Below are 16004 nucleotides of genomic sequence, written 5' to 3' on the forward strand. Positions count from 1 at the left end.
GGGGTCAGCTGATGCAGAACTCGTTGCCCTCGGGGTCCGCCATGGTGTGCCAGAAATGCGGGCCCTCATTGGCCGTCCAGAGGAACGTTGCGCCGCGGGACTCGAGCTCCCGGCGCACCTCATCCTTGTCCCGGCCGGCGAGGTTGAGGTCCCAGTGCACGCGGTTTTTGACGGTCTTGCCCTCCGGCGCCGTCTGGAAGAGAATCCGCCGCTGCGGCGCTTTCTCCTCCAGTTCCTCGGGCGGCCGGATGGCGCAGCCGGTGGCCCACACGAGCTTGCCGTTGTGGGTTGTTGTCTGGTCCTCGGTGGCGTAGCCCTGCTCAATCATGGACCGGATAAAGCCCTCGTCCTGGGGCTCCACCGCCCACTCAAGGGATTCGGCCCACCATTGGGCCAACTGGTGGGGATCGCGGCAGTCGACAACAATCTGGATATTCAGTCCCATGCCCCCAAGCTACGTGGACCCGGGCCTTTTCGACAGACTTGGACACCAATGGGGGCCCACGCCGCAGGGTGCCCTGGCCGGGCTTGTGGGGTTAGGGAGCAACGCGGGGTCAGACCGCGCCCAAAGATGTGGCTTTTATGGGCCGGGTCTGACCCCGCGTTGGTTTCAGGCCTGGACCTGCTGGAGCTGTTCGTAGACCTCGGGCGGGATGGCGTAGATGAACACCACCGCCAGCAGGTTCTTGGCGGCGTGGACGAAGTAGGAGAACATCAGGTTCTTCCCCGTCCAGACGTACACGAACACCAGCGTGGCGCCCATGGCCAGGTAGGGCAGCAGGACGGTCAGCGTCAGTGCTTCTTTACCCACGATGTGGGGTGCCGCAAACAGGAACACGGACAGGACACAACACACCCAGATGTTGATCCGCTGGCTCAGCTTCCCGATCAGCAGGTGGCGGAAGATGTATTCCTCCACGAACGGGCCGACCACCACCAGCAGCGGGACCATCAGCCACGCCGGGACCTGCTGCATTAACGCCTGGAGTCCGGCCTGGTTCTCTGACGTCACCACGCTGCCGCTGGCCGCCACCGCGATGGCCGAGAGGATCATCATGGCGATCACAGCCGCAGGCACCATCAACAGGGTGAACCACGGCCGGGTTGCAAGAACCCGCAGGTCACGGCCAACTACTTTGCGTGCCGCCAGGAGCGCGAGAATTCCCACTGAGGCATAAAACAGCAGGTTCATGGCGTAGGAAGCGGCGGCGGGCGTGGGCGCGAGCTGCCGGAGGACGGGCGCCACCAGTTCACCGGCCACCGCGAAGAACCCCGCAATTGCGACATAAAGGCCCACCGCGGTGAAGTCGAGGCGTGAAAACCGGTACAGCTGCGGCTGTGGTGCGGGTGGTCGGCGGTGAACGGTGGCCATGGTTTCAGCCTATCCCCACCCAACTGGCTCGCAGGTAACGCAGTCACAACGCGGCCGGGGACGTCAACTGCGGGCTACTGGAGGTGGGATAGCCGCTTGACTCGGTAAGCGCAGACAGGCAGGCTGGAGCGATGAAGTCCTGACAACAGCCCGGCCAGGCCGGACTGTTCCCCAAAAATCCAAGGCCGTTGGCCGGGCGCCCCATCTTCCGGGCTCGCTCCCGCGGCCGCACTTCGGAACTTTGCGAGGACTTCCCTTGACTGAACACCTGAACCTTACCGGCGTTTCCCACGGCTACGGCGACCGCCTGTTGCTGGACCGCATCGACCTGGCCATCACCGCGCGCGAGCACGTGGCGGTGGTGGGCGAAAACGGCGCCGGCAAATCCACCCTCCTGCGCATCCTGGCCGGGTATGAGCAGCCGCAGGAAGGCACCGCCACCACCAGCGGCCGGGTTGGATACCTCGCCCAGACCCATGGGCTGCCGGAGTCGTTCACTGTGGGTGGTGCCATTGACGCTTCCCTCGCCTCCCTCCGCTCGTTGGAAGCGGAACTGGACCGGCTCGAGGCCGGGCTGGCCGACGCCGCAGACGACGACCTGGAAACCTACGGCAGGCTGCAGACCGAATACCAGCTCCGGGAAGGCTACGCCGCGGAATCCCGGGTGGAAGCTGCGCTGGACCGGCTGGGCCTGGGCGGCCTGGACCGGAGCCGGACACTCGGATCACTGTCCGGCGGCGAGCAGGAACGCGTGGCCCTGGCCTGCGTCCTGGCCGACCCCGCGGACATCCTGCTCCTGGACGAACCCACCAACCACCTCGATGCCCGCGGCGTGGCATGGCTCGAGGAGCGGCTGGCAGCGCACCGCGGCATCGTGGTGGTGGTTTCGCACGACAGGATGCTGCTCCGCAAGGTGGCCGCCACGATCATCGAAGTCGATGCTGAGCGCCGCACTGTGACCCGCTACGGCAACGGTTATGACGGCTACCTCCGGGAGAAGGCCGCCGAACGCCAGCGCTGGGTCCAGCAGTACCACGGCTGGCTGGACGCCATGGCAGCCGAGAAGCTCCAGGCGGAAACGCGGCCGGGGAACATGGGGTACGGCCGCAAACGCGACGCCGACAAAATGGCGTTCGGCTTCAAAACGGGCACCTGGGAACGGGCCGCGAGCAGCCAGGTCCGCAATGCACGGGAGCGGTTGCGGCGGCTCGAAGCCAGCCCGGTGGAGCAGCCGCCCGTGCCGCTGCGGCTCGCGCCGCCAGCAGGGATGGGATATGAAGCCTCGCCAGACGGCACCAGCACCGCCGGGGCGCCTGCGCAGCAGGTGCCATTGGAGGCCCCATTGGCTGCCCTCGCCGTGAGCGTGCCGGGACGCCTGCAACCTACGGATTTCCAGGCCGGCGTGGGCGAAAAGATCCTGATCGTCGGGCCGAACGGTGCGGGCAAGTCCACGCTGCTGTCCGTGCTCGCCGGAACGTTGGCGCCCGCCGTCGGAAGTGTCACCCGGCCCGAACGGGTGGGCTACCTGCAGCAGGAACTGGAACTGCCGCCGCGTCCGTCGCTCCGGCTGCTTCCGGCGTTCGCGGCGGGCCTGGGCGGCAACATCGACGAACATGCCGAAGCCCTGCTGGGGCTGGGGTTGTTCCGCACCAGCGAGTTCCATGTTCCTGTCGGCAGCCTCTCCGCCGGCCAGCAGCGCAGGCTGGCCCTTGCCCGGCTGCTGCTCGGTGGCTACGGCACCCTGATCGTGGACGAACCCACCAACCACCTGGCGCCCGTCCTGGTGGAACAGCTGGAGGCTGCGCTCGCCGGGTTCAGCGGAACCGTGGTGATGGTCAGCCACGACCGCGCCCTCCGGAAATGGTTCGCCGCGTGCCAGCAGTCCGCCGGGGAAGGCAACGGCGGGAGCGCCACGGGGCGCTGGATCCGCTATTCGATGGACCGGGGTGTGCTCGCGCCGGCCTGAACCTCACAGGCCCCGGAAAACCGTGAGTTTTGCGTTAAAGGATCGTTACCGGGGAACCGGCAGGCTGAAACATGGGCGGCGCAGGATGGGCGGTAACAGTTGTTGCCGGCCGAAAGGGAATGCCCATGCTGACCAAGAACCTTTTCCTCCAAGGCATCTTCCCCTTCCAGGGCGCGGGGATGGAAAAGCCGGTGCCCATCCACAGCGAGCTCTCGCACTACGTCCCGGACGGGGTGATCAACCAGACGCTGTACTTCCGTGGAGGTAACTCAAGCTCGGAGCTGATCACGGTTGTCCTGCTGCGCAACGGCGTGCCCATGCGGTACTTTCCCATCGGAGCCAAGAGCGACGTCCATGTTCCGCTGCGGGTGGTGGAGGACATCGAGGGCGGGTCCGCCGTCGAGCTTTACATTGCTGCCCCGGAGGGCGTTACCGGGTCCGTGGTGATTGACCTGGGCATGGTGGAGTACTGATGACCAGCCTGCTGGAGACTCCGCGTACCCAGCCATCCGGGCAAGGCAGGCGCCGCCGGCTGGTGGTGATCGGCAACGGTATGGCCGGAGCCCGGGCCGTGGAGGAAATCCTGGCCCGCGGGGGAGCCGCACAGTTCACCATCACCATGTTCGGCGATGAGCCCTACGGAAACTACAACCGGATCATGCTCAGCCACGTCCTCTCCGGCGAGGAAAGCGACGCCGACATCTTCCTCAACTCGCTGTCCTGGTACCAGGACAACGGCATCACGCTGTACGCCGGAGTGAGGGTGGACAGGATCGACCGTTTCACGAAGCACGTCTTCGCCAGCGACGGCAGGGTGACGCCCTACGACACCCTGATCATCGCCACCGGGAGCCGCTCCCACATGCCGCCGATGGACGGGCTCTACACTCCGGGCGGGCAGGTCAAGCAGGGCGTGTTCGGGTTCCGCACCATCGATGACACCCGCAAAATGGTGGCCTATGCCCAGCATGAGCACCACCGCCGGGCAGTGGTCATCGGTGGAGGACTGCTGGGACTTGAGGCAGCCTACGGGTTGCGGAGTCACGGCATCGAGGTTGAAGTGATCCATTCGGCCGGTCACCTCATGAGCGCCCAGATGGGGCCCGACGGCGGTGCGGTGCTCCGGCGCAGCGTGGAGGCCCTGGGCATCGGGGTACTTACCGGCAGCCGCACTACCGCTGTGCTGGGCAGCGACAGGGCCACCGGGGTCAGCCTCCGCGACGGCACCGTGATCCCGTGCGACATGGTGGTGGTGGCTGCAGGAATCCGCCCTAACGTGGACCTGGCAGTCCTGAGCGGCCTGCCCGTGGAACGTGCGATTGTGGTGGATGACAGGCTGCGGGTGCAGGACGAGGACGATATCTACGCGGTGGGGGAGTGCGTCCAGCACCGGGGAGAGGTGTACGGGCTGGTGGCGCCCCTGTGGGAGCAGGCCGTGGTGCTGGCCAACCAGGTCACAGGGACTGACACCTCCGCCCTTTACCTGGGTTCACGCACGGCCACCAAACTGAAGGTGGCCGGCGTCGAGGTTGCCTCCATGGGACTGCACGGGCCGGAACTCGACACCGACGAGCACATTGTCTTCTCCGAACCCAGCCGGGGCGTCTTCAAATCCATCGTGGTGCGGGACAACAAGATGGTGGGCGCCACGCTCCTCGGTGACAGCCGGAAGGTGGCCTACCTGACCCAGGCGTACGACCGCGGACTGCCCCTGCCCGAGGAACGGATCGGGCTGATGTTCGATCTCGGCACCCCCGACGGGGACACCGGAGTGGCCGATCTCAGCGACGACGCGCAGGTCTGCAACTGCAACGGCGTCAGCAAAAAGGCGCTGGTAAACGCGGTGCAGGGCGGGTGCACCACCGTTGCGGGAGCCATGGAGGCCACCCGCGCAGGCAAGGGGTGCGGCTCGTGCAAGCTGCTGGTGCGGCAGGTGGTGGAATGGGCGGCCGACGGAGACGTGGCCGAGGACCCGGCGGCCAGCTACTACGTCCCCGCCATCCCGCTGAACAAGGCGGAACTGATGGCGGAAATCCGGAAGCGCGGGCTGCGTTCGGTCTCCGCCGTGTTCCAGGCGCTCGCGCCCGGCGGCGAGGATGCAAAATCAAAGATGGGGCTTGCCTCGCTGCTGAAGATGATGCTTGCAGACCAATACATTGACGAACGCGACGCCCGGTTCATCAACGACCGCGTGCACGCCAACATCCAGCGTGACGGCACCTTCTCGGTGGTGCCGCAGATGAAGGGTGGCGTGACGAGCGTCCAGCAGCTGCGCCGCATCGCCGATGTTGCCGAAAAGCACAACGTCCCGCTGATCAAGCTCACCGGCGGGCAGCGGATCGACCTGCTGGGGATCCGCAAGGAGGACCTGCCCCAGGTATGGGCGGACCTGGACATGCCTTCGGGCTACGCCTACGGAAAGAGCTTCCGCACCGTGAAGACCTGTGTGGGCAAGGACTTCTGCCGCTACGGAACCGGGGACTCCACCAAGCTGGGCATCGAGATCGAATCACGTTTCCAGGGGATCGAGGCGCCGGCCAAGCTGAAACTGGCGGTGTCCGGATGCCCCCGGAACTGTGCCGAGTCGCTGGTGAAGGACGTTGGCGTGGTGGCTGTGGAAGGCGGCCGGTGGGAGATCTATGTGGGCGGTGCTGCCGGCGCCCATATCCGCAAGGGCGATCTCCTTGCCACCGTTGATGATCCCGAAGAGGTCAAGATTCTCGCGGGCAGATTCATGCAGTACTACCGGGAACGCGCCAACTGGCTGGAACGGACCTACGCGTTTGTTCCGCGGGTAGGGATCGAGCATCTGCGGGATGTCATTGTGAACGATTCGGAGGGCATCGCGGCGCAGCTGGACGCGGCGATGCAGGAATCGGTGGACAGCTACGAGGACCCCTGGACGGAGCGCGGGGACGCAATGACGCCGGGACAGTACCGTACCTCGCTGCCGCTGACTGTCCTCCCGCAGGTACCCGTCCGATGAGCGCCGAGACGACAACAGGCGGAAAGGCGTATGTGCTGGGCCCGGTGGAGCAGATTCCGCCGGGCGAGGGCAGGGCCTTTGCGGTGGACGGCGGGCAGGTGGCTGTGTTCCGGCTCCGGGACGGCTCGCTCCGGGCGCTCCCTGCTGTTTGCCCGCACAGGGGAGGCCCGCTGGCCGACGGCACCATTGACCTCAATGTGGTGGTGTGTCCGCTGCACCAGCACGCGTTCGACCTGGCCACAGGCTGTTCCACCACCGGCGCGGGCAACCTTCGCCCTTACGAAGTCTTCCTGGACGGGCAGCAGAATCTGGTCCTGCAGATGCCGGTGTAGCGCGGGTCACGTAGCACCCCTTTGCGTCTTGTAAGATAGACGAGCCGCTCGAAGCTTCGGCGCCACGAGAGATTCTGATCACATTCGGTTGCCCAACAGGCATTTCCCCGAATTTTGTGAGCGGAATCATTCGTGTCCCGGATGCGGCCAACCCCCAACCCACAAGGAACCGTTGTGCCTCAAAGTACCCCCACAGACCTCCAGAACCCCACGGCACCATCCACCGCCGTCGACCCCACCCTCAGCGCCGAGGGCTACAGCAAAACGCTGGGCAGGCGCCATGTGACCATGATCGCCATGGGCGGCGCCATCGGCGTCGGCCTGTTCATGGGTGCCGGCGGGCGCCTGGCCTCCACCGGTCCGGCCCTGATTTTCTCCTACGCCATCGCCGGCGTCATCGCGTACCTGCTGATGCGGGCGCTGGGCGAGCTCATCATGTACCGCCAGACCTCCGGCTCGTTCGTCAGCTACGCCGGCGAAATGTTCGGCAAAAAAGGCGCCTACCTCTCCGGCTGGATGTACTTCATCAACTGGGGCATGACCGGCATCGCCGAACTGATCGCGATTGGCCTCTACTTCCAGTTCTTCTTCCCCAATGTCCCGGTGGAAGCCTCCGCCATCGCCGCGCTGGCGCTCCTGGTGGCAGTGAACCTGCTCAGCGTCAAGGCGTTCGGCGAGTTCGAATTCTGGGCCTCCTGCCTCAAGGTGGGCGCCATCCTGATCTTCCTGGCCGTGGGCACCTATATGGTGGTCACCAACGCCCAGGTGGGCGACGGCCATGCCTCGGTGGCGAACCTCTTCGCCGCTGAAGGCGGCATGTTCCCCAAGGGCGCGCTGGTGATGGTCCTGGTCCTCAACGCCGTGATCTTCGCCTACAACGGCATCGAACTGGTGGGCATCACCGCCGGCGAGATGCAGAACCCGGAACGCGAAGTGCCCAAGGCGATCCGCGCCGTCGTACTCCGCATTGTGGTGTTCTACGTCGGTTCCGTGACCCTTCTCGCCATGCTGCTGCCCTCGGACCAGTACGTGGCCGGCACCTCGCCGTTCGTCACGGTGTTCGGCCAGATGGGCCTGGGCTGGGTGGGCGACGTGATGAACATGATCGTGATCACCGCTGCCCTCTCGTCCTGCAACTCCGGCCTGTACTCGATTGGCCGCGTGTTCCGCACCATGGCCAACAACGGCCACGCCCCGCAGTGGCTCACCAAGATGTCCAGGCGCCACGTCCCGTACGCGGCCATCCTCGCCATCGCAGCCTTCTACCTGGTGGGCATCCTGCTGAACATCTGGCTGGGCGGCTCCTACGCGTTCGACCTGGCCCTCAACTCGGCCTCCATCGGCGTAATCTTCTGCTGGGGCTCCATCTTCGCGAGCCAGATTGTGCTGCGCCACCGCAAGGGTGTTACGTCCAGCCTGCCGATGCCCGGTTCGCCGTGGACCAGCTGGGCCGGCCTGGTGGGCCTGCTCGCCATCACCGTGCTGATCGGCTTCGACACCATGACCAGCAAGAGCGGCGAGGTGTTCTACCTGGGCCTCTGGACCCTGGCCACCATCCCGTTCTTCGCGGTTGTCCTGTGGCTGGGCTGGCAGAAGGTCAAGAACAACCAGCCCAAGAGCGAGCTGTACAGCTAACTCTTCGTGCAGGCCGTTGAGCCTGTAGAAACCGCGACGGCGGCGGGTCACCTTCCCGGGGGTGGCCCGCCGTTGCCGTTTCTCCAGCCCACTCCAGCCCAGTTTTTACCGGCGGGCAGCGTAACGACCGCCGTCCAGCCCGGTTTTGCCGCTAAAAACCGGGCTGGACTGTTCGCCGCGCGCTCAGTCCTTCAGGTAGCGGGAAAAGTGCTCCTCGATCCGCTGCCAGGCTTCGGGGGCGGACTCGGGGTCCGGGCCGATTCCCATGACCCGCATCAGGGGCCGGAGCGCGGCAGGGCCAAGGTCGGCGTCGTTGAGGAAGGAGTGGCCGGCAGTGGGAAATTCCTTGACGTTGTGCTCGATCCCGAGGCTGGTGAGGGCTTCCTCGAGCTTGTGGGCGGCACCTTTGAGCGTAGTGTCCCTGCCGCCGTAGTTGGCCACGATGGGGCAGGCGCCGCGGAGTGCGTCCTCCAGGTCTCCGGGCAGCCGGCCATAGTTGACCGAGGCGGCGTCAAAGCCGTCGCGGGCTACGAGCAGTGCGAAGCCGCCACCCATGCAGAAGCCGATGACGCCGGTCTTTCCGTTGGACTGCGGCGCTTCGGCCAGCCATGTCCGGGCTGTGGCGAGGTCCGTGAAGGGGCGCCCGCTGCCCTTGAGCATGCTCCGCATAGTGCTGACCAAGCAGCGGCGCGCGCCGCCCTCGCTGAACAGGTCAAGCGCGAGGGTGAGGTAACCCGCACTGGCCAGCCGGTCCGCATGCCGCCGGGTCATGTCGTTCAGCCCGAACGCTTCGTGGATCATTACGACGCCGGGAAACGGGCCGGGGCCGGGCGGCGTGGCAAGGTAGCCGCCCAGGGAGGGGGAGCCGCCGGCCGCGGTGCTCTCGGCGCTCAGGTCTGCGTAGGTCATGGCTAAGGCTAACCGCGTCTGGGAGGGGAGTCCCGCCGTCGGCGTTTCCACCTGGCGGGCGGCGTGGCAGTGGTGCCGCGTGCGCGGCCGGGGCAGACTGGGGCTTGTGAGTGAACCATGGGTGCTGCATGTGGACCTTGACCAGTTCATCGCGGCCGTCGAGGTGCTGCGCCGGCCCGAGCTCGCGGGCAAACCGTTGATTGTTGGCGGCCGCGGCGATCCCACCGAACGGGCGGTAGTATCCACGGCCTCGTACGAGGCCAGGGCGTACGGGGTGGGCTCGGGGATGCCGCTGCGCATCGCCGCCCGGAAAGTGCCCGACGCCGTGATCCTGCCCGTGGACCATGAGGCCTACCTGGAAGCATCGGACAACGTTATGGCGGTGCTTCGCGCGCAACCTGGCGCCACAGTCCAGGTGCTGGGCTGGGATGAAGCGTTTGTGGGGGTGCAGGCCGAGGATCCCGAGGCCTATGCCCGGCAGATGCAGCGTGCCGTCCTCGAAGAGACCCGGCTGCACTGCAGCGTGGGCATCGGTGACACGCTGGTCCGGGCCAAGGTGGCGACGACGTTCGGCAAGCCTGCAGGCGTGTTCCGGCTTACCGGCGAGAACTGGCTCGAGGTTATGGGGAGCCGGCCCACCATCGAGCTGTGGGGCGTGGGAACGAAGGTCTCGCGCCGCCTTGCCACGCTCGGCATCAAGACCGTCGCCCAGCTTGCGGCGTCCAACCCCGATGACCTGGTCCCCGAGTTCGGACCGAAGATGGGACCCTGGTACGCCCAGCTTGGGCGGGGCGACGGTTCGCGGACGGTGGATGACACGCCCTGGGTGGCGCGCGGGCACAGCCGGGAAACTACGTTCCAGCGGGATCTGACGGAACCCGGGCAGGTCGAGGAGGCAGTCAGGGAGCTGGCGGCACACGTGCTGGAGGACGTCGCCGCGGAGGGGCGCCCGGTGGTGGGGCTGACACTCAAGGTCCGCTACGCCCCGTTCATCACCAAGACGTACGCCCGGAAGATCCCCGAGACCTCAGTTCCGGAGCAAGTGCTCGCCCGGGCCCTCGACCTTATGGCGAAAATCGAGCCGGACCGTCCCATCCGGCTCCTGGGGTTGCGGGCCGAAATGACGATGCCTGAGGACTCCCGCCAAGGGCACACGCCTACGCGCAGCGGATGGTGATGGTTCCGGCGGGTGGCTTCCCCCGGACCTGGACATGGACAAACAGAACGGCGGCGGATCCCTGGGGATCCGCCGCCGTTTCGCTCTGTTACAGCCGGCCCGGTAGAGCCGGACTGCCGCAGGAAGAGGCTAGTCGCGCTTGAACTCGTCCTTGACGCTTTCGCCGACCTTCTTGGCGTCAGCCTTGACCTGGTCGGTCTGGCCTTCAGCCTTCAGACGGTCATTGTCGGTGGCATTTCCCGTTGCTTCCTTGGCCTTGCCGCCGAGGTCTTCTGCTGCGTTACTGATCTTGTCTCCGAGGCCCATGGTGGTGGCCTCCTTTCGTTTCCGTTGATCAAACAGTGCCTTTTCACACTAACACGAAGCTTGCTTACTATTTCAGGCCTTCCGTTTTCCGGGCGGTGGGGGGCGCCTGTTGATTGTCTGGGCCCGCGGCTAGGCTCGAAGCATGGACCACAGCATGAGCCTCACCCAGCACATCCAGGCGCCGCCGGAAAAAGTCTGGTCCGTTATTACGGACATCCCCGGCTCGGCGGCCACCCTTTCCGGGGTTGATTCCGTCCAGCTCCTCACCGATGGCCCATACAGCGAGGGGACGCGCTGGAAGGAGACCCGGAAGATGTTCGGCAAGGCTGAAACGGTGGAGATGTGGGTGGCCGAAGCCGAGCCGGGCCGAAGCACCACCGTCAAAGCCGAGCAGGGCGGTGCGGACTACACCACCCGGTTCAGCCTGTCCCCGCGTGACGGCGGCACCGACCTCACCCTCACGTTCGGCGCCGAGGTCATCAAGCCCACCGCCGCCAGCAAAATCATGATGCTGCTGTTCGGCAGGATGGGCATGGCCGCCACCAGGAAGGCCCTCACCAAGGACCTGATGGAGATCGCGGCTAAAGCGGAATCGCTTTCCTAGTGGCGGCCCCAGCCGGTCGAGGCGGCGCTGCTAAAGCTGCGTCAAAAGTTACTGCGCCCAGGCTTTCGCCTGTTGTGTTGGCGGACCTCACTGAGGATCCCGCGCAGGGGTTCCGGCGCGGCGCAAGGCACGACGGCGGCCGGTACAGCCGTGTGGAGGCCGACGGCCTGGAGTTGGGCGGGACGGATTTTGCGGAGTGCGAGTTCCAGGGCGTCTCCTTCAATGACTCCCAACTCCGCGGTTCCTCCTTTCGCGACTGCATCCTGGGTGAGTTGTACGCGCCCGTCTTTAGGGCAGCCCGGACCACCTGGCGGGACGTTGAGCTGCGGAACCCACGCCTGGGATCCGCGGAACTGTACGAGAGCGGCTGGCAGTCGGTCCGGATCGACGGCGGCAAGCTGGACTTCCTCAACCTGCGGGGCGCCAAGCTGACGGACGTGCTGATCACCGACTGCATCATCAACGAGTTGGACCTCGGTTCTGCGGCAGGCACCCGGGTGGCGTTGAAGAACTGCACCATCGGTTCCCTGGACCTCAGCGGGGCAAGGCTCAAGGACTTCGATCTCCGCGGCACCGAATTCCGGAGCATCAGCGGGCTCGGCAGCCTGGCCGGCGTGGTGGTCGATGAATACCAGCTGGGCCTGTTGGCGCCCCTGCTCGCGGCGCATCTGGGCGTCACGGTCATCTAGGACCGCTGGTATCCACTTCAGACACCTGCCGTGTACTATTTACAGAACGAACGGTCGGTAAGTGAACCCAACTGGGTAGCGCCAACTGTCGTTTTGGACCCTCAAAACGACACTTCGCGCTACTTGGTTGAGGGAGCTGCCGGCCGCAGATGACAGTGCTGTTTATCGCGTGAAGGGTGTTTCCATGGCTGCAACCGCAGGTCCGCAGGCTTTCCTTGTTGGCGGGGTCCGAACGCCGGTGGGCAAATACGGCGGCGCGCTGTCGTCCATCCGCCCCGATGACCTGGCGGCCCTGGTGATCCGGGAAGCGGTGAACCGGGCGGGCCTGGATCCGGACAGCATCGACGAAGTGATCCTGGGCAACGCCAACGGGGCCGGGGAGGAAAACCGGAATGTGGCTCGGATGGCCACCCTGCTCGCGGGGCTGCCCCTCCATATCCCGGGCATCACGGTCAACAGGCTCTGCGCGTCCGGCCTGAGCGCCATCATCCAGGCAAGCCACATGATCAAGGCCGGCGCCGCGGACATTGTGATCGCCGGCGGCGTTGAGTCCATGAGCCGGGCACCCTGGGTCCAGGAGAAGCCCACCGCAGCTTTCGCCAAGCCGGGCCAAATCTTCGACACCTCCATCGGCTGGCGTTTCACCAACCCCCGGTTCCACAAGGGCGAGCTGTCCCGTGACGGCAAAATGACCTACGCCATGCCCGAAACCGCAGAGGAAGTGGCCCGCGTGGACAACATTTCGCGCGACGACGCCGACGCCTTCGCCGTCCGCTCCCACCAACGCGCCCTGGACGCCATCGCTGCCGGCCGGTTCAAGGACGAGATCGTCCCGGTCACGGTGAAGACCCGGAAGTCCGAGCATGTTGTGGACACCGACGAAGGCCCCCGCGAGGGCACCACCCTGGACGTGCTTGCCGGACTGAAGCCGGTCACTCACGGTGGCAGCGTGGTCACGGCCGGCAACTCCTCATCGCTCAATGATGGCGCCTCAGCAATCATCGTCGCCTCCGAGGCAGCCATCGAACGGCTGGGCCTGACGCCGCGGGCCCGGATCATCGACGGCGCCTCGGCCGGCTGCGAGCCGGAGATCATGGGCATTGGCCCCGTGCCCGCCACGCAGAAGATCCTGAAGCGGAGCGGCCTCAGCGTAGGTGACCTTGACGCCGTCGAACTTAACGAGGCCTTTGCCACGCAATCCCTGGCATGCATCCGCCGGCTCGGCCTGGACCCGGACATCGTGAACCTCGACGGCGGTGCCATCGCTTTGGGGCATCCGCTGGGTTCCAGCGGGGCCAGGATTGCCATCACGCTGCTGGGGCGGATGGAGCGGGAGGATGCCAAGGTGGGACTGGCCACGATGTGCATTGGTGTGGGCCAGGGTACGGCGATGCTGCTGGAGAAGGTCTGATGGCGGCCGCTGTGGACCTGGCGGCGGAGAAGTTCCAGGCGCTGCTGGTGGAGGAGCGCACCGACCGTGTGGTGGTGCTCCTCAACCGGCCCGAGGTGCGCAATGCGATCGACCAGCAAATGGTGGATGAACTCCACGTGGTGTGCACGGCCCTGGAGCAGAATCCGAAGGTGCTGATCATCGCGGGGGTGGACGGAGTGTTTGCCTCAGGGGCGGACATCGCCCAGCTGCGCGAGCGGTGCCGGGACGATGCGCTGCAGGGGATCAACTCGACCATATTCGTCCGGATCGCCAAGCTGCCCATGCCTGTTATTGCGGCCCTCGACGGGTACTGCCTGGGCGGGGGGGCCGAGCTCGCCTACGCTGCCGACTTCCGGATCGGCACTCCCGCCGTCCGGATCGGCAACCCCGAAACCGGGCTGGGCATCCTCGCCGCTGCGGGTGCTAGCTGGCGGCTCAAGGAACTGGTGGGGGAGCCCGTTGCCAAGCAGATCCTTCTCGCGGGGCGGGTCCTTGGCGCGGACGAAGCCCTCGCAGTGAACCTCGTTACAGGAATCCACGAGCCCGAAGGACTGCTGGACGCGGCCCATGACTTGGCGGACCGGATCGGCCGGCAGGACCCGCTGGCCGTGCGGATCACCAAGTCCGTGTTCCATGCACCCGCCGAGGCGCATCCGCTTATAGACCAACTGGCCCAGGGCATTCTCTTTGAGTCCGAGGCCAAGTTTGACCGGATGCAGAAGTTCCTCGACAGGAACGCTGAGAAGAAGGCCGCCAAGAGTGCCGATACCGAGACCCGGGAGAAGAAATCATGAGCACACCACAGCTTTCCCCTGGCCTGCCGTCGAAGGTTGGCGTCCTGGGCGGGGGCCGCATGGGCGCCGGCATCGCCCACGCCTTCCTCGTCAAGGGCGCCGACGTGGTGGTCATTGAGCGCGACGAGCCCTCGGCAGAGGCCGCCCGGGAACGCGTTGAATCTGCTGCCGCCAAAAGCATCGAGCGCGGCGCTGTTGATGCGAACCTGGACGAACTCGTGTCCCGGCTGGCCGTGGGCGTGGACTACGACGCCTTCAAGGACCGGCAACTGGTGGTCGAAGCGGTGCCGGAGGACTGGGACCTGAAAGTCACGGCGCTGCGCGGCATCGAGGAGCGGCTGGCCGCGGACGCGTACCTGGCGTCAAACACCTCGTCCCTCTCGGTGGACGGCCTGGCCGGCGAACTGAAGCGGCCCGAAAATTTCCTGGGCCTGCATTTCTTCAACCCGGTTCCGGCGTCCACGCTCATCGAGGTGGTACTCGGCAAGCGCACGTCTGCCGGACTCGCTGCCGCGGCGAAAGGGTGGGTGGAGGCACTCGGCAAGACCGCCGTCGTCGTCAATGACGCTCCCGGCTTCGCATCCTCACGGCTGGGCGTGGCCATCGCTTTGGAGGCGATGCGCATGGTGGAGGAGGGTGTGGCGTCGGCGGAGGACATCGACGCCGCCATGGTCCTGGGCTACAAGCACCCGACCGGGCCGTTGAAAACAACGGACATCGTGGGGCTGGACGTACGGCTGGGCATCGCGGAATACCTCCACTCCACGTTGGGGGAGCGCTTCGCCCCGCCGCAGATCCTCAAGGACAAGGTGGCCCGGGGCGAGCTGGGGCGCAAAACCGGAAAAGGCTTTTTTGACTGGCCCAGCTAGTGCCGTGTGCTAGTCAAAAAACCCGACGATATAGCCCACGAAGTAGAGCAGCGCCAGCAGGACCACCACCGCGATCGCAGCGATCACGGCGACCTGTGTGCCCTTCTTCGTGCCGTGCTCGTCATGGCCCTGCGTGGTGCTGGTGGAGGCTTCCCCGGGCGGCGTCTCGCCCGGCGGTACGCCGCCTCCGGGCTCCAGGCCAGTCAGCTTGTCCTCTTCCGGATCCGGATTATGTCCTGACACGTCATCTCCCTCGTTCGCTTGCCGGGGTCCGTTCCCCACGTAGGGGGCTGCGGAGGTTGGACCTTAGGCTGGTGCAGTGACTTTCCTAGAACCCCTTACCCTGACCGGACGGTATGTAACCCTCGAGCCGCTGGCCGCGGAGCATCACGACGGACTGGTGGAGGCCGCTGTGGACGGTGAGCTGTGGCGGCTTTGGTACACCTCGGTGCCGGCTCCTGAGGAGATGGCGGCGGAAATTGGCCGGCGGCTCGCCCTCCAAGAGCAGGGCTCCATGGTGCCGTTCACCACGAGGCTGACCGATCCGGCAACGGGCGGTCCGGGCAGGATCGTCGGCATGACCACCTACATGAATATCGACGCCGGGACTCCCCGCGTGGAGATCGGCTCCACCTGGAACGCGGCTTCCGTGCAGGGGACCGGGACGAATCCGGACTCGAAGCTGCTGCTCCTGCGCCACGCGTTTGAGGTGCTGGGCTGCCCCGCCGTGGAGTTCCGGACGCACTGGCTTAACCATCAGTCGCGGGAGGCTATCGCGCGGCTCGGCGCGAAGCAGGACGGCGTACTCCGCAACCACTCAAGGACCCGGGACGGGATCCTGCGCGACACCGTGGTGTTCTCCATCCTCGAACACGAATGGCCCATGGTCCGCGCCGGGCTCGAATACCGCCTGGCCCGGCGCGGGTAGGGGTC

At 66.1% G+C, this 16004-nt stretch carries 17 protein-coding genes; 12 read left to right on the forward strand and 5 right to left on the reverse strand.

Translation table 11 applies throughout. From position 1 onward, the window contains the following. Positions 1–4: 4 nt before the first annotated feature. Positions 5–445: a VOC family protein gene (locus QRN11_RS02155; protein WP_285249685.1), complete on the reverse strand. Its 441-nt coding sequence runs from the start codon at positions 443–445 to the stop codon at positions 5–7. Between the two features lie 165 nt (positions 446–610). Then, positions 611–1372 (reverse strand): CPBP family intramembrane glutamic endopeptidase, encoded by a 762-nt coding sequence (locus QRN11_RS02160; protein ID WP_285249686.1) that lies wholly within the window; start codon positions 1370–1372, stop codon positions 611–613. A gap of 256 nt (positions 1373–1628) precedes the next feature. Here QRN11_RS02160 and QRN11_RS02165 point away from each other — a divergent pair, with 256 nt between their 5' ends. The 5 genes from QRN11_RS02165 to QRN11_RS02185 all read left to right on the forward strand — a co-directional run bounded on the left by QRN11_RS02165 (position 1629) and on the right by QRN11_RS02185 (position 8291). Further along, positions 1629–3338, forward strand: a complete 1710-nt coding sequence (locus QRN11_RS02165; protein ID WP_285249687.1) for an ABC-F family ATP-binding cassette domain-containing protein — start codon at positions 1629–1631, stop codon at positions 3336–3338. A 125-nt stretch (positions 3339–3463) separates the two neighbouring features. Next, on the forward strand, positions 3464–3811 hold the full coding sequence (locus QRN11_RS02170) for a molybdopterin oxidoreductase (RefSeq protein ID WP_285249688.1): 348 nt from the start codon (positions 3464–3466) through the stop codon (positions 3809–3811). Continuing rightward, positions 3811–6324, forward strand: a complete 2514-nt coding sequence (gene nirB, locus QRN11_RS02175; protein WP_285249689.1) for a nitrite reductase large subunit NirB — start codon at positions 3811–3813, stop codon at positions 6322–6324. Before QRN11_RS02170 ends, nirB begins: the two co-directional genes overlap by 1 nt. Next, positions 6321–6656, forward strand: coding sequence for a Rieske (2Fe-2S) protein (locus tag QRN11_RS02180; RefSeq protein ID WP_285249690.1), 336 nt, complete (start codon positions 6321–6323; stop codon positions 6654–6656). The genes nirB and QRN11_RS02180 overlap by 4 nt, the downstream gene beginning before the upstream one ends. A 174-nt stretch (positions 6657–6830) precedes the next feature. Then, entirely contained in the window at positions 6831–8291 is a 1461-nt protein-coding gene (locus tag QRN11_RS02185; protein ID WP_091416909.1) for an amino acid permease, read from the forward strand. A 183-nt stretch (positions 8292–8474) separates the two neighbouring features. On the opposite strand, the gene QRN11_RS02190 is transcribed toward QRN11_RS02185, so the two are convergent. After that, entirely contained in the window at positions 8475–9200 is a 726-nt protein-coding gene (locus tag QRN11_RS02190; protein WP_285249691.1) for a dienelactone hydrolase family protein, read from the reverse strand. A gap of 106 nt (positions 9201–9306) precedes the next feature. On the opposite strand from QRN11_RS02190, the gene QRN11_RS02195 reads away from it, so the two are divergent. Then, positions 9307–10377: a DNA polymerase IV gene (locus tag QRN11_RS02195; protein WP_502934998.1), complete on the forward strand. Its 1071-nt coding sequence runs from the start codon at positions 9307–9309 to the stop codon at positions 10375–10377. Positions 10378–10506: 129 nt separating this feature from the next. On the opposite strand, the gene QRN11_RS02200 is transcribed toward QRN11_RS02195, so the two are convergent. Next, the gene (locus QRN11_RS02200; protein ID WP_050053911.1) at positions 10507–10683 is read right to left on the reverse strand and encodes a CsbD family protein; all 177 of its coding nucleotides are present in this window, start codon (positions 10681–10683) and stop codon (positions 10507–10509) included. Between the two features lie 142 nt (positions 10684–10825). Between QRN11_RS02200 and QRN11_RS02205 the strand changes: the two genes are divergently transcribed. The 5 genes from QRN11_RS02205 to QRN11_RS02225 all read left to right on the forward strand — a co-directional run bounded on the left by QRN11_RS02205 (position 10826) and on the right by QRN11_RS02225 (position 15071). Further along, positions 10826–11287 (forward strand): SRPBCC family protein, encoded by a 462-nt coding sequence (locus QRN11_RS02205; protein WP_285249692.1) that lies wholly within the window; start codon positions 10826–10828, stop codon positions 11285–11287. Further along, positions 11287–11976 (forward strand): pentapeptide repeat-containing protein, encoded by a 690-nt coding sequence (locus tag QRN11_RS02210; RefSeq protein WP_502934999.1) that lies wholly within the window; start codon positions 11287–11289, stop codon positions 11974–11976. The genes QRN11_RS02205 and QRN11_RS02210 overlap by 1 nt, the downstream gene beginning before the upstream one ends. 184 nt (positions 11977–12160) lie before the next feature. Next, a complete protein-coding gene (locus QRN11_RS02215; RefSeq protein ID WP_285249694.1) occupies positions 12161–13387 on the forward strand; it encodes a thiolase family protein in 1227 nt (408 codons plus the stop codon). Further along, the gene (locus tag QRN11_RS02220; protein WP_285249695.1) at positions 13387–14202 is read left to right on the forward strand and encodes an enoyl-CoA hydratase/isomerase family protein; all 816 of its coding nucleotides are present in this window, start codon (positions 13387–13389) and stop codon (positions 14200–14202) included. The genes QRN11_RS02215 and QRN11_RS02220 overlap by 1 nt, the downstream gene beginning before the upstream one ends. Beyond that, positions 14199–15071: a 3-hydroxyacyl-CoA dehydrogenase family protein gene (locus QRN11_RS02225; protein ID WP_285249696.1), complete on the forward strand. Its 873-nt coding sequence runs from the start codon at positions 14199–14201 to the stop codon at positions 15069–15071. The genes QRN11_RS02220 and QRN11_RS02225 overlap by 4 nt, the downstream gene beginning before the upstream one ends. 9 nt (positions 15072–15080) lie before the next feature. On the opposite strand, the gene QRN11_RS02230 is transcribed toward QRN11_RS02225, so the two are convergent. Beyond that, complete coding sequence (locus QRN11_RS02230; protein ID WP_091416890.1) at positions 15081–15314, reverse strand: DUF6480 family protein; 234 nt, start codon at positions 15312–15314, stop codon at positions 15081–15083. 76 nt (positions 15315–15390) lie between these two features. Between QRN11_RS02230 and QRN11_RS02235 the strand changes: the two genes are divergently transcribed. After that, positions 15391–15999 carry a GNAT family N-acetyltransferase gene (locus tag QRN11_RS02235; protein WP_285249697.1) on the forward strand — a complete coding sequence of 203 codons (609 nt, stop codon included), beginning with the start codon at positions 15391–15393 and terminating at the stop codon, positions 15997–15999. Positions 16000–16004 lie beyond the last annotated feature (5 nt).

The organism is Pseudarthrobacter sp. fls2-241-R2A-168, from assembly GCF_030209335.1.
GTDB lineage: Bacteria > Actinomycetota > Actinomycetes > Actinomycetales > Micrococcaceae > Arthrobacter.

Bases quoted from the DNA above. Each gene is read 5' to 3' on its own strand.
- QRN11_RS02155 (WP_285249685.1), bottom strand. From the start codon at position 445: ATGGGACTGAATATCCAGATTGTTGTCGACTGCCGCGATCCCCACCAG.
- QRN11_RS02160 (WP_285249686.1), bottom strand. From the start codon at position 1,372: ATGGCCACCGTTCACCGCCGACCACCCGCACCACAGCCGCAGCTGTAC.
- QRN11_RS02170 (WP_285249688.1), top strand. From the start codon at position 3,464: ATGCTGACCAAGAACCTTTTCCTCCAAGGCATCTTCCCCTTCCAGGGC.
- nirB (WP_285249689.1), top strand. From the start codon at position 3,811: ATGACCAGCCTGCTGGAGACTCCGCGTACCCAGCCATCCGGGCAAGGC.
- QRN11_RS02180 (WP_285249690.1), top strand. From the start codon at position 6,321: ATGAGCGCCGAGACGACAACAGGCGGAAAGGCGTATGTGCTGGGCCCG.
- QRN11_RS02190 (WP_285249691.1), bottom strand. From the start codon at position 9,200: ATGACCTACGCAGACCTGAGCGCCGAGAGCACCGCGGCCGGCGGCTCC.
- QRN11_RS02200 (WP_050053911.1), bottom strand. From the start codon at position 10,683: ATGGGCCTCGGAGACAAGATCAGTAACGCAGCAGAAGACCTCGGCGGC.
- QRN11_RS02205 (WP_285249692.1), top strand. From the start codon at position 10,826: ATGGACCACAGCATGAGCCTCACCCAGCACATCCAGGCGCCGCCGGAA.
- QRN11_RS02215 (WP_285249694.1), top strand. From the start codon at position 12,161: ATGGCTGCAACCGCAGGTCCGCAGGCTTTCCTTGTTGGCGGGGTCCGA.
- QRN11_RS02220 (WP_285249695.1), top strand. From the start codon at position 13,387: ATGGCGGCCGCTGTGGACCTGGCGGCGGAGAAGTTCCAGGCGCTGCTG.
- QRN11_RS02225 (WP_285249696.1), top strand. From the start codon at position 14,199: ATGAGCACACCACAGCTTTCCCCTGGCCTGCCGTCGAAGGTTGGCGTC.